Source organism: Hymenobacter convexus (assembly GCF_030580955.1).
In the GTDB taxonomy this organism is placed as follows: domain Bacteria; phylum Bacteroidota; class Bacteroidia; order Cytophagales; family Hymenobacteraceae; genus Hymenobacter.
On the sequence record NZ_JAUQON010000012.1, the window covers coordinates 83444 to 95747 of the forward strand.

Below are 12304 nucleotides of genomic sequence, written 5' to 3' on the forward strand. Positions count from 1 at the left end.
CGAATTCTCAACGCCCGGGATGGCCTGAAACTGCCGCCCCCCGTTGCAAACCACCTAATTTTTCCAAATGACAAACCCGTTTTCAAACCGCGTGGCCGGTTTTCTGCTGCCGCTGGCCGTGGCCGGCAGCGTTGCTTTTTTGCCCCACAAGGCCACCAGGCTTTACGTTTCGGACTACGAGAACGTGCTGGGTACGTCCCTCGAAATCAAGATTGATGCTGACGCCGAACAGCACGCCACCCAAGCCGAAAGCGCCGCCCTGCACGAAGTGGACCGCCTGAACAAAATCCTGAGCAGCTACGATGCCAGCAGCGAGTTCAGCCGCTGGATGCGGGCTGGCAAAGCGCCGCTGGCCGTGTCGCCGGAGCTGTACGAGGTGCTGGCCCTGTTTGAGCAGTGGCGCCTGAAAAGCGACGGCGCGCTGGATGCTTCGGCCGAAACCGTGGGCCAGCTCTGGCGCGAGGCCGCCAAGCAAAACCGGCAGCCCACCGCCGCCGAAATCAGCGCCGCTGTGGCAGCTGTGCACCAGCAGCATTACGTGCTGAATGCCCAAAACCACACGGCCCAGCGCACCAGCACGGCACCGCTGGCCCTCAATTCCTTCGCCAAGAGCTACATCATGAACAAAGCCGCCGAGGCGGCCCTGGCCACGCCCGGCGTGAGCGGCCTGGTGGTGAATATTGGGGGCGACATTCTGGTGCGGGGCGAGCACACCGAGCAAATCAACGTGAGCAACCCTAGGGCCGACGCCGAAAACGACCAGCCCGTGGCCCAGCTGCAGGTGAGCGACAAAACCATTGCCACCAGCGGCAACTACCGCCGCGGCGAGCTGATTGGCGGCCGCTGGTACTCGCACATCATCGATCCGCGCACGGGCCGGCCGGCCAGTGAGGTCATCAGCGCCACCGTGGTGGCCGATAAGGCGACGGATGCTGGCGCGCTGGCCACGGCCCTGAACGTGCTGCCCACCACCGAAGGCCCGGCCCTGGTAGCCGCCGTACCCGGCGCCGAATTTATGCTCCTCACCGCCGACGGCCGCCGGCTGGAAAGCGCCGGTTGGCGCAAGCTGGCGCGGCCCGCCACGAAACCGGCCGCCGAAAAACCGGCCGCCCCAACCAAAGACAAGCCTTGGGACCCGGCCTACGAAGTAGCTATAAACCTGGAGCTGGCCACCATTGAGGGCGTGCGCGTGCACCGGCCCTTCGTGGCCGTGTGGGTGGTGGACGAGAAAAAGCAGCCCGTGCGCCAGATTGCGCTGTGGTACAACAAGCCCCGCTGGCTCGACGACATGCGCTTCTGGTACGCCACTTACTACGACCAATTCGCAGCCGCCAACAGTACCCTCAGCTCCACCGCCAGCGCCACCCGCTCGCCGGGCAAGTACACCCTGAAATGGGATGGCAAGGACGACAAAGGCAACCTCGTGCCCCAGGGCGGCACCTACACGGTGCTCGTTGAAGTAGCCCGCGAGCACGGCACTCACCAGATGCTGAAGCAAGACCTCAACGTGGCCAAGAAGAAGCCTCTGCATTTCGAACTGCCGCCTAATACCGAGGTAGCGTCGGCGTCGGTGGACTTCCGCAAAAAGGCTGATGACAAGTAGCAAGGAGCCGCTGAAGCCAACTGCCGACGCCCCCGGCAAGTCTGCCAAGCAGGTCTGGAAAAAGCGCGGGGCCGCGTGGTCGCGCTGGCTGCACCTGTACTTGTCGATGCTCAGCTTCTTCGTGGTGCTGTTTTTCTCGGTCACGGGCCTCACCCTGAACCACGCCGAGTGGTTCGACGGGCAGCAGGCCGAGAGCAAGCGCACCGGCACCCTCCCCGCGATATGGGTGAACGCGCCCGACACCGCTCGCATTCGCAAGCTGGAAATCGTGGAGCTACTGCGCAGTAAATACGGCGTGAAGGGCGCCATGAGCGACTTTCTAGTGGAAGACGACCAGTGCTCCGTCTCCTTCAAAGGCCCCGGCTACAGCGCCGATGCCTTCATCGACCGCGCGGCCGGCACCTTCAAGCTCACGGAGTTGCGGCTGGGCTGGGTGGCCGTACTCAACGACCTGCACAAGGGCCGCGACAGCGGCCCGGGCTGGAGCTGGCTGATTGACATTTCGGCGGTTTTTTTGGTCGTGGTGTCGCTCAGCGGGCTGGCCATGCTATTTTTCCTGAAAAACAAGCGAGTAAGAGGCATGATAGTGGGCATTGTCGGCGGCGTCATTTGCTACCTGCTCTACTGGCTGCTGGTGCCGTGAGTAGGTAACGGGTGACATCAAAAAAGCCCCGACGCTGTGCAGCGTCGGGGCTTTTTTGTGGGATTCAACCTGCGCTAGCTCTGCTAGCCGCCGCGCACATCGGTGCCGGTGGCGAAGTCAATCAGGTCGCGGTTGAGCTTGTCTTTGTCGGTGATGAACAGGCCGTGCGGCGCGCCTTCGTAGGTGATGTAGGTGGCGTGGGGCAGGTGCTGGCTCATGCGGTCGGCGCTATTTTTGATGGGCACCGTCTTATCGTCTTCGCCGTGGATGACGAGGGCCGGCACTTTGATGGTAGCCAAATCCTGGCGGAAATCGGTTTCGGCGAAGGCATGGCCGCAAGCCACCGTGGCCTGGTGCGAGCCCAACGAGGCCATGCCAAACGACCAATCCAGCACGGCCTGGCTTACGGGGTTGCTTAGTGGCCCCTCGCCGTAGAACTGCTTGCCAAAGGTTTGCAGGAAGCCGAACCGGTCCTTGGCAATGTTTTCCTGGATGTCGTCGAAAGTCGACTTGTCCACGCCGTCGGGGTTGTCGTCGGTTTTGAGCAGGTAGGGCGTCACGGCCGACACGAAGGCCACTTTGGCCACGCGGGCACCGCCGTGGCGGCTCATGTAACGGGCCACTTCGCCGCCGCCCATCGAGAAGCCCACCAGCGTCACGTTTTGTAGGTTCAGGGTGTCGAGCACGGCTTTCAGGTCGTCGGCCAGCGTGTCGTAGTCGTAGCCCTCGAAGGGCTTGGACGAGTTGCCGAAGCCGCGGCGGGTGTAGGCCACCACGCGCAGGCCGTGCTTGGGCAATTCGCCCAACTGGTAAGTCCAGGCCTCGTGGCTCTGGGGCCAGCCGTGAATGAGCACCACCGTGGCGCCCTGGCCCTGGTCGGTGTAATGCAGTTTGATGTCTTCGCCGTTGGCGTCCTGGCCGGCCTTGATGTAACTCATGCGAAAGGAAGGTTTGGGTGAATGATGTTGTTTTATTACGAGGCGCTTCCGCATTACGGTTCTTTTTCAGCCGCCTGTTTTTTTTCAGCTAAGCTTGCCCCAATTCACAAAATCGCCACTTCTTTTGGCAGCATCATACCCATTACCAACGCTTTGCCGGATTATTCTTCCGGCCCGCGGCCGTACTAATTTTGCCGCGGCTCCCAGGGCTGCGAGCCGCCGAAAATGGTTTTTAGCGTGTACTTTTTAGCTTCTTTGGCTGTGAGCTGGTGCGCCCATTTCACCCGGCCGGCCGAGTTGGCGCCGGGGCCGCGGGAGTTGAACTCGGCATAGTAGGCCGTTTGCTCATTGGTGGGTGCGTGCCAGTTGTCCCAGCCGGCGGCGGTGATGTGGGCACCCATCTCGGTGTTGAGAAAAACCGTGTTAGAATGGGGCCGCCAGGGCCGGCCAAGGTAGACCTTGGTGGCGGCAGGTGCGGCCGTGAGGGTGCAATCGAGGAACACGAAACCGAACTTCTGGCGCGGCGAAGTGGAGGCGGCCGTGATGTAGGAATTCGACTTGCTGAAGATGGTGCAATGGTCGAACACCACCGTGCTGCCGCCGAAAATGAAGTCTGTGGTGCCTTCGATGTAGCAGTCCTGGTAGTACTGCCGGCTGTTCTCGGTGGCCGGAAACAGCGTGTCCTGGTTGCCCAGCATGCGGCAATGGCGAAAGGTGGCGCGGTCGCCCTCCACGTGCAGGGCCACGGCCTGCCCCACCGGCCCGGCCGAGTTTTCGAACGTAATGTTTTCGGCCGTGAAGTCGTTGCCCTGCACCCGCGCCGTGGAGGAGCTGTAGGTGCTGTGCTTCTCAGCATCGCCCGAGTAATCGCCGAAGGTGATGACCACGCCCTCGCGGCTCTCGCCCAGCAGGGTGATGTGGGTTTTCTGCGAAGGCACCAGCAGCTTCTCTTTGTACGTGCCGTTTTTGATGAAGATGGTGGCCGTCACTTGCATAAAATCGCGCACGGCCAGCACGGCCTCCTGCACGGTGCGGTAGTCGCCGGAGCCGTCCGGCGCCACCGTGAGGCGGATGGGCACCAGAAAGGTTTCCACCTTGGCTGGCACGGCCGGAGTGGGCGGCGTGGCCTGAGCGAAGAGGCTTTGGCTGGCGAGAAGCAGGCTGCCAGCCAGCAAGAAACGGCGGAGAATCATAGCGTTTGGAGAAGAAGGAAGTAGCCGCAATCGGAATGGAACAGCAAGTACCGCAGCGCGGCGCAAAGCACTCGCGCGGGCCCGGCCAGAAACCTAACTTTGTGCAACGGCTTCCGAAGTTCAACTGAACTAAAAAAGCTCGTTGTGCTGAATGCCTTTTTTGCTTCATCAGGCTCCCCTCTCCTTTGGGAGAGGGGCTGGGGGTGAGGCGCCACGTAAGAACGAAGCGGTAGAGATGCTTCGACTGCGCTCAGCATGACGTTTTTTTACCCATTAATTCCACCACCCCCACTCCCACCCATGACGCCCACCCTCGAAAACTATACCCTCGGCCGCTGGACGCCCGGCGCCACCGCCCCGCAGGAACTCCTCGACGCCAGCACCGGCGAAGTCATTGCCCTGGCCAATACCGGCGGCTTCGATTTCGAAGCCATCCTCGACTACGGCCGCCGCGTGGGCAACCCCAAGCTGCGCCGCATGACGTTTCACGAGCGCGGCCGGATGCTCAAGGCCCTGGCTTTCCACCTGCTGGAGAAAAAGGAAATTTTCTACGAGCTGAGCTACCGCTCCGGCGCTACCCGGGCCGATTCGTGGGTCGACATCGAGGGCGGTATCGGCAACCTGTTTGCCAATGCCTCGCTGCGCCGCAAGTTCCCGGACAAGCCGTTTTACGTGGAGGGCGAGCCGGTGGGCCTGAGCAAGGGCGGCACCTTCATGGCCCAGCACCTGATGGTGCCGCGCGAGGGCGTGGCCGTGCACATCAACGCCTACAACTTCCCGGTGTGGGGCATGCTGGAGAAAATTGCCGTGAACCTGCTGGCCGGCATGCCCGCCGTGGTGAAGCCCGCCGTGCCCTCGGCCTACCTCACCGAAGCCGTGGTGCGCGAAATCATCGCCTCCGGCATCCTGCCCGAGGGCGCGTTGCAACTGGTGGTGGGCACCGGCGAGGGCCTGCTCGACCACGTGACCTACCAGGACGTGGTGACCTTCACCGGCTCGGCCGCCACCGGGCGCAAGCTACGCGCCCACCCGCGCATCCTCGCCGAAGCCGTGCCCTTCACCATGGAAGCCGACTCGCTGAACGCCGCCGTGCTGGGCCTCGACGCCAAGCCCGGCACGCCGGAATTTGACCTGTTTGTGAAGGAGGTGCGCAAGGAAATGACCGGCAAGTCGGGCCAGAAATGCACGGCCATCCGCCGCATTCTGGTGCCCGAAGACGTGCTCGAAGACGTACAGATTGCGCTGGGCAAGCTGTTGAAACAAACCACCATTGGCCACCCCTTGGCGGAGGGCGTGCGCATGGGCGCGCTGGCCGGCCGCGAGCAGCTGCAGCGCCTGCGCGAGCAAGTGACGCACCTCGCCAAAAACACGCCCATTGTGTACGGCGACCTCGAAAACGTGGAGTTGCTGGGCCAGGACCGCGGCGCCCACGCCGAAAAAGGCGCCTTCTGCTCGCCCATCCTGCTGCTCAACAAGGAGCCCTTCAAGCACCTCGACTCGCACGAAATCGAGGCCTTCGGCCCCGTGGCCACCCTCATGCCTTACCACGACACCGAGGAAGCCGTGCAACTCGTGAACATGGGCCGCGGCTCGCTGGTGTGCTCCATCGCCACCAACGACCCGCGTACGGCCCAGGATTTCGTGCTGGGCGCGGCCACCAACCACGGCCGCATCCTGGTCATCAACGAGGAAATGGCCAAGGAAAGCACCGGGCACGGCTCGCCCCTGCCCCTGCTCATCCACGGCGGGCCGGGCCGGGCGGGCGGCGGCCAGGAAATGGGCGGCATGCGCGGCGTGGAGCACTTCATGCAACGCGTGGCCCTGCAAGGCTCACCCAGCATGATTACGGCCATTACGGAAGTGTATCAGCCCAAAGCGAAGCAGATTGAGAAGGACAAGCACCCCTTTCAGCACTACTTCGAGGAGCTGGAAATCGGCCAGACTTATACCACGCACAAGCACACGGTGACGGAGGCCGACATTAGCGCCTTCGCGCAGGTGTCGGGCGATAATTTCTACGCCCACGTCGATGCTACCTCGCTGGAAGGCACGCTCTTCACCGGCCGCGTAGCCCACGGCTACTACATCCTAAGCAAGGCCGCCGGCATGTTCGTCGACCCGCGCAAAGGGCCCGTGCTGCTCAACTACGGCCTCGACGAGTGCCGCTTTACCAAGCCCGTGTATCCCGGCACCACCATCGGCGTGACGCTGACAGTGAAGGAAAAAATCGGCCAGGAAAAGCGCGACGAAACCGACGTAGCCAAAGGCATCGTGCGGTGGTATGTAGAAGTGACCGACCAAACCGGCGAAACCGTAGCCGTGGCCACTATTCTGACGATGGTGAAGAAGAAAAACCAGGAATAAGAGGCAGGTCCGCTTGGTCGGCACCCGCCCTAAAACGGTCATGCTGAGCGCCGCCGAAGCATCCCTACTGCAATAGTAAATTTAATTACTCTCGCAGTAGAGATGCTTCGGCGGCGCTCAGCATGACCATTTTTATTAATCTGACACACAGTACTTAGGAAACCGCTTTTAGCGCGCGGCTTCCTGCTGGCGCACCTTCTTCGATGCCGCCTTGCGCACTGACGACTGGCGCACCACCAGCGTCGGCGGCAGCATTAGTTGCTGCAGGGGGCGGGGCGCCCCGTCGGAGCAGTTTTTTAGTTCCTCCAGCAGAATGTCGATGACGTTTTTGGCAATGGCCTCCACCGGCTGCGCAATCACCGTGATGGCCGGCGTGTAGAGCCGGAACAGGTCGTGGTCGTCGTAAGAAACCAGGGCTAGGTCGTCGGGAATGCGCAGGCCCAGTTGGCCAATGGCTTCGAGGCCGTAGATGCTGAGGTAATTGGTGGAGAAGATGATGGCGTCGCATTGCCGGTGTGCGTGGATGAACGCCCGTATTTCGGCAATGACGGCCTCGGGTTCCTGGCCCACGGCCACCTGCTTCACGGTTTCGGGCAGCTGGTGCTCCTGCATGGCCCGCCGATAGCCCGCCAGGCGCGCCTGCATCTGGGTTTGCTCCGAGCTGGTGGTGACGAAGGCAATGTTGGAGAAGCCCTGCTCCAGCAGGTGCCGAGCAGCGGCGTGGGTGCCCTGGGCGCCGTCCACCACCACGTGGTTGGTGGGCTGTTGCGGCAGGTAGCGGTCAAAGAGCACCATGGGGGTTTGCTCGCGCAAAATCTCGGCCAACTGCCCCTCCACGCCCTCGGCGGGCACCACGATGTAGCCGTCCACGTGCCGCTCCTGAAACATGGTAATCAGCTCACGGGCGCGGGCCGGGTCGTTGTTGGTGCTGCAATAAATGATGCGGTAGCCGCGCTCAAAAGCCTGCCGCTCAATGAGGGCGGCCACGGTGGCGAAGAACGGGTTGGCAATGTCTTCCACCACCAGCCCGATGACGTGGGTTTTGCCCGTGCGCAGGCTTTTGGCCAGCTGGTTGGGCTTGTAGCCCACTTCCTTCACGTAGGCCAGCACGCGGGCGGCCACGGCGTCGCTGATGCGGCTCTGCTTGGCCTTGCCGTTGAGCACCAGCGACACCGTGGCAATGGAAACTTCCAAATGGCTGGCGATGTCGCTAATCAGCGTGCGCTTTTTTACTTTCTCACTCATTTAAGGGGCTTTGCGGGCTTAAGGGGCGCAAAGGTAGAAACCCTTCCAGACTTGCCAGCGCAGGGCCACCTTTGCTTACGTTGCCGCGCGGCTTCCGACCGAAACCGGGGCACCCACAGTTGCAGCAGCCACTTGAGCATTGGCCACAAGCTTGCAGAGCCGGTTTTCGGGGCTACTTTGGGGGAATGTGCGCCCTTTCGGCCCCGCCAACCCCACACCTCCTTTCTGCTTTCCTCACGCCCCTGCCCCATGGCCGCCAAAAAACAACAGACTTCCATCCGCGACTTAGCCCAGCAGCTCAATCTCTCCATCTCCACGGTTTCGCGGGCGCTGGCCGACCACAAAGACATCAGCGAAACCACCAAGCAGCGGGTGCGCGAGCTGGCCCAGGAGCTCAGCTACCGCCCCAACCAGCTGGCCGCTGCCCTGCGCAAAGGCCACAGCAAGACGCTGGGCGTGATTGTGCCCCACATCAAGGGCTATTTTTTTCCGGCCGTGATGAACGGCATCGAGAAAGTAGCCACCCGCGAAGGCTTCAACGTGATGATGTGCCAGAGCAACGAGGACGTGCGGCGCGAGCAGCGCAACATCGAAACCTTCCTCGATGCGCAGGTGGAGGGCATTCTCATGTCCGTGTCGGCCACCACGCACGGCGAGGTGCAGCACTTCGAGCAGGTGCGGCGCCAGGGCATTCCGCTGGTGTTCTTCGACCGCGTGCCCGAACTACCCAACAGCATGGCCGTTATTCTCGACGACTTGCAGGGTGCCTACCAAGCCGTTTCGCACCTTATTGCGCAGGGCTGCACGCGCATTGCCCACCTCGCCGGCCCGCAGCACCTCAACACCAGCCGCAACCGCTACCTGGGCTACCGCGAGGCCCTGCGCGCTCACGGCCTGCCCTACGAGGAGGAATGGACCTACGCCCTGCCCGCCCTCACTCACGAGGCCGGCCGCCTGGGCATGCAGCACCTACTGGCCCTCAATGCCGGGCTCGATGCCGTGTTCGCGGCCTACGCCATCCCCACGGTGGGCGCCATGGAGGTGCTGCGCGACCAGGGACGTCGCGTGCCGCAGGACCTGGCCATCGCCTGCTTCAGCAACGACCCCTTCACGGCCATGACGCAGCCCCAAATCACCGTCATCGACCAGCGCCCCGAGCAAATGGGCGAAACCGCCGTGCGCCTGTTTCTGCAGCTCCTCAAGCGCGGCCCGGCCTACACGCCGCCCCACCTCATCCTCAAGCCCGAGTTGGTCATCCGCACCTCGTCGTTGCACCGCTCGCAGGAAAGCGTGGTGCGGTGAACGACGTAGGCCGGCGTCGTTCTGTTAAAGCGCTTTGCGCAAGCATACGCTATTCTCCACCCCGATGTACTGGCCGTAGTTCGGCGTGAATTCGTAGCCGCTTTTCTCGTATAGCCGAATGGCTTCGGGCTGTTTTTTGCCGGTTTCGAGCACGCAGGCGGTGTATTTCTGCTCCCGGGCCCAGCGCTCCAGCTCGGCCAGCACGGCGGGGGCCACGCCCGTGCCGCGGTGCGCCGGCTGCACAAACATGCGCTTGATTTCCATCTGGCCGGCCTCAAATTCCTTCATGGCGCCGCAGCCCACGGGCTCGTCGCCGAGGTAGGCCACCACGGCGTGGTTGATTTTGGCAATCTTGTTGAACTGCGCATAAAACGCGTGTTCGGCCCCGTCGCGGCGGGCCAAATCCTGGTCGAGCAGCTGCACAAGCGCCCGGAAATCGGCGTTTTCAGAAGTGGTGCGAACGAGGCGTAGCATGGGGTTTATTCCGGTAAATGGCGGTCGAAGTGGTTTTTGAGCACGTCGTTGAGCTTTTCCTTGGTCAGGGGCTTGTTGAGGAAGCCGGCAATATTGAGGCCCTGCACCCGGTCCACGTCCTGCGGGTGCAGCGAGGTAGTGAGCATCACGATGATGATGGCGTCTTTTTCGGGCAGCGGCAACTCGTTGTAGGCCTCTAGGAACTGAAAGCCGTCCATTACCGGCATTTTCACGTCCAGCAGAATCAGGGCCGGGCAGTCGGGCGTGGCCTCGTTGCAGTGGATTTTCACCAGCTCCAGTGCCTCCTGGCCGTTAAGGGCGACGAGGAGCTTGTCGGTAATCTGTAGCCGATTAATCAGCAGCTGGTTGAGGTAATTGGTCGTCGAGTCGTCGTCGACGAGCAGGGCGCAGGTGAGCTTTTGCATGAGCAAATCAGACGAAAACAGGGGTTGTCAGCACGCCCGAAGGTCGCAGACTACTGGCTAAAGTATATCAAAAAGGTAGTACCACTGCCGAGCTTGCTGCTTACGGCAATGCGTCCGCCGGCATTATCCACCATCTTTTTCACCATGTAAAGCCCAATCCCTGAACCCTCCACATGGTCATGGAAGCGCTGAAACATGCCAAACAGCTTGTGCTCGTTGGTCGCGTCGAAGCCCAGGCCGTTGTCCTGCACTTCCAGTACCACGGCCGCGCCTTCAGGCCGGGTGCGGAGGCTCACCTGCGGCGCGCGGTCGGGCGCGCGGTACTTGAGGGCGTTGGACAGCAGGTTGAACACCACCGAGCGCAGGTTTTTCTCCGAAAACAGTACGATGGGCGCAGCCGCCACGTCCACCGTCAGTTGCGCGCCGGTGCTTTGGATGAGCGGTTCCAGGTCGAGGCGCACGTTGCGGACTACGGCGGCCAGGTCCACGGGCTCGGTGGGCAGGCCGTGCTCTTTTTGCAGCTTGCTCACATCGGTCAGCTGCTCGATGGTGCGCTTGAAGCGGTTCACCGAGTCGTGCATGAGGCGCAGAATGGGCTGCACGGGCTCCTGCTGGCTGGTTTCGGGCGGCAGCTCAGCCAGCAGGGCATCGAGCAGGCCCTCGATGTTGCTGATGGGCGCCTTGAGGTCGTGCGAGGCGGTGTAGATGAAGTTATCCAAATCCACGTTCACGCGGGTAAGCTGCTCGTTGTTGTCGCGCAGCTCGCGCTGGCCCTGGTCGATGCGTTCCAGTGCCAGCTTGTGCTCGTGGATGTCGGTGTAGGTGCCAATCCACTGCACAATCTCGCCCAGCTCGTTGCGCGAGGGCTGGGCCCGGCCCAGCATCCAGCGGTAGCCGCCGGCCCCGTTGCGGATGCGGCATTCCACCTCAAACGGCGCGCCGGTGCGCAGGCTCTCGTCCCAGCGGGCCAGGGTGGCGGGGGCGTCGTCGGGGTGCAGGCGCTCGCGCCAGGCGCGGCCGATGCCGGGGCCTTCGCCGGGCTCCTGCCCGATGTAATCGTACCAACGGCGGTTGCGGTAGGTGTTGGCGCCGGTGGGGCTCACGGTCCAGGCAATGTGGGAGATGCCTTCCAGCATGCGGCTGGCCTCGGCGGCGGCGCGCTCGCCGGCCAGGCGGGCGGCTTCTTCGCGCTTCAGCTCGGCGTTGGTGCGGTCGAGTAGCTCATTTTGCTCGGCCACCTGCGCCCGAATGGCCGTGATTTCGCGCCGGGCTGAGAGGTCCGTCACAATCACCGCCAGCGTGGGCGTCTCGTTGAAGCTCAGCACGTTCATGCTCACCGAAAACGGCACGAGGGCGCCGTTGCGGGTTTGCAGCGGCAGCTCGCCCTTGCTCTTGCCCTCGGCCCAGCCCTTAAGCAGCAGCCCGGCCCAGTACTCCTGAAACGCCAGCGGCACAAAGGTTTCGAAGGTGCTGCCCATCACCTCGCTCAGGTCACACTCCAGCAGGCCGGCCAGGCAGGCGTTGCAGTAAAGCACCGTGGTGTCTTCGCTCAGCAGCAGGGCGCCTTCGTTCATCTGTTCGATGAGGGTGCGATAGCCTTGGTCGGCCCCTTGCAGCGTGAAAATGCGCGGCCCCTCGGCGCCCTGCACGGCCAGCGCGTCCACGGCCCCGGTCCGAATGGCCTGAATCAGGTCGTGCGCCTCTTCCAGCTGGTAGCGCAGCTCCTCGTTGGCGCGGGCCAGCTCGGCGGCGGTGGACAGCGGGGTGCTACTCATGGCCGGGCGCGCCGTCAGCGGGCTCAATGCCGAGGGCTTTCAGCACCCGGTCGCGGTTCGAAAGGTCGCCCACCAGGCGGCGCACCAGGCCGGGTTTCAACTTGATGAGGGTGGGCACGCCGATGAGGTCTTCCTGCTGGGCCAGCTCGGGCTGCTGAAAAATATCCACAATCAGCAGCTCGTAGCGCCCTTTCAGATACTGCTCGCAGATGTCTTTGATGTTGCGCACGGCGCGCGTCGAATTCACCGTGGCCCCCGTGATGTAGAGGTGCAGCACGTATTCGGGGCCGTTGGCGGCCGGGTCCAGAAACTCCGGAAATGGTTCAGGTTCCATCAGCCGGG

The 12304-nt window shown here is 62.8% G+C and carries 11 protein-coding genes; 4 read left to right on the forward strand and 7 right to left on the reverse strand.

Features of this window, described 5'->3' with window-relative positions; genetic code table 11:
* The first annotated feature begins 67 nt into the window (after window positions 1–67).
* Entirely contained in the window at window positions 68–1603 is a 1536-nt protein-coding gene (locus Q4S41_RS21055) for a DUF2271 domain-containing protein (RefSeq protein ID WP_305033112.1), read from the forward strand.
* Window positions 1593–2246: a PepSY-associated TM helix domain-containing protein gene (locus Q4S41_RS21060; protein WP_305033113.1), complete on the forward strand. Its 654-nt coding sequence runs from the start codon at window positions 1593–1595 to the stop codon at window positions 2244–2246. Before Q4S41_RS21055 ends, Q4S41_RS21060 begins: the two co-directional genes overlap by 11 nt.
* An 83-nt stretch (window positions 2247–2329) precedes the next feature.
* On the opposite strand, the gene Q4S41_RS21065 is transcribed toward Q4S41_RS21060, so the two are convergent.
* Window positions 2330–3184 carry an alpha/beta fold hydrolase gene (locus Q4S41_RS21065; protein ID WP_305033114.1) on the reverse strand — a complete coding sequence of 285 codons (855 nt, stop codon included), beginning with the start codon at window positions 3182–3184 and terminating at the stop codon, window positions 2330–2332.
* A 185-nt stretch (window positions 3185–3369) separates the two neighbouring features.
* Window positions 3370–4377 carry a pectinesterase family protein gene (locus Q4S41_RS21070; protein ID WP_305033115.1) on the reverse strand — a complete coding sequence of 336 codons (1008 nt, stop codon included), beginning with the start codon at window positions 4375–4377 and terminating at the stop codon, window positions 3370–3372.
* A 300-nt stretch (window positions 4378–4677) separates the two neighbouring features.
* Between Q4S41_RS21070 and paaZ the strand changes: the two genes are divergently transcribed.
* Entirely contained in the window at window positions 4678–6741 is a 2064-nt protein-coding gene (paaZ, locus tag Q4S41_RS21075; protein WP_305033116.1) for a phenylacetic acid degradation bifunctional protein PaaZ, read from the forward strand.
* Window positions 6742–6909: 168 nt separating this feature from the next.
* On the opposite strand, the gene Q4S41_RS21080 is transcribed toward paaZ, so the two are convergent.
* Complete coding sequence (locus Q4S41_RS21080) at window positions 6910–7986, reverse strand: LacI family DNA-binding transcriptional regulator (protein ID WP_305033117.1); 1077 nt, start codon at window positions 7984–7986, stop codon at window positions 6910–6912.
* Window positions 7987–8235: 249 nt separating this feature from the next.
* Between Q4S41_RS21080 and Q4S41_RS21085 the strand changes: the two genes are divergently transcribed.
* Complete coding sequence (locus Q4S41_RS21085; protein WP_305033118.1) at window positions 8236–9288, forward strand: LacI family DNA-binding transcriptional regulator; 1053 nt, start codon at window positions 8236–8238, stop codon at window positions 9286–9288.
* 24 nt (window positions 9289–9312) lie between these two features.
* Here the strand turns inward: Q4S41_RS21085 and Q4S41_RS21090 are convergent, their stop codons facing one another.
* The 4 genes from Q4S41_RS21090 to Q4S41_RS21105 are packed head-to-tail and all read right to left on the reverse strand — an operon-like array spanning window position 9313 to window position 12296.
* Complete coding sequence (locus tag Q4S41_RS21090) at window positions 9313–9762, reverse strand: GNAT family N-acetyltransferase (RefSeq protein WP_305033119.1); 450 nt, start codon at window positions 9760–9762, stop codon at window positions 9313–9315.
* Between the two features lie 5 nt (window positions 9763–9767).
* Entirely contained in the window at window positions 9768–10187 is a 420-nt protein-coding gene (locus tag Q4S41_RS21095; RefSeq protein WP_305033120.1) for a response regulator, read from the reverse strand.
* Between the two features lie 50 nt (window positions 10188–10237).
* Window positions 10238–11962 carry a sensor histidine kinase gene (locus Q4S41_RS21100; RefSeq protein ID WP_305033121.1) on the reverse strand — a complete coding sequence of 575 codons (1725 nt, stop codon included), beginning with the start codon at window positions 11960–11962 and terminating at the stop codon, window positions 10238–10240.
* Complete coding sequence (locus Q4S41_RS21105; protein WP_305033122.1) at window positions 11955–12296, reverse strand: circadian clock KaiB family protein; 342 nt, start codon at window positions 12294–12296, stop codon at window positions 11955–11957. The genes Q4S41_RS21100 and Q4S41_RS21105 overlap by 8 nt, the downstream gene beginning before the upstream one ends.
* Window positions 12297–12304 lie beyond the last annotated feature (8 nt).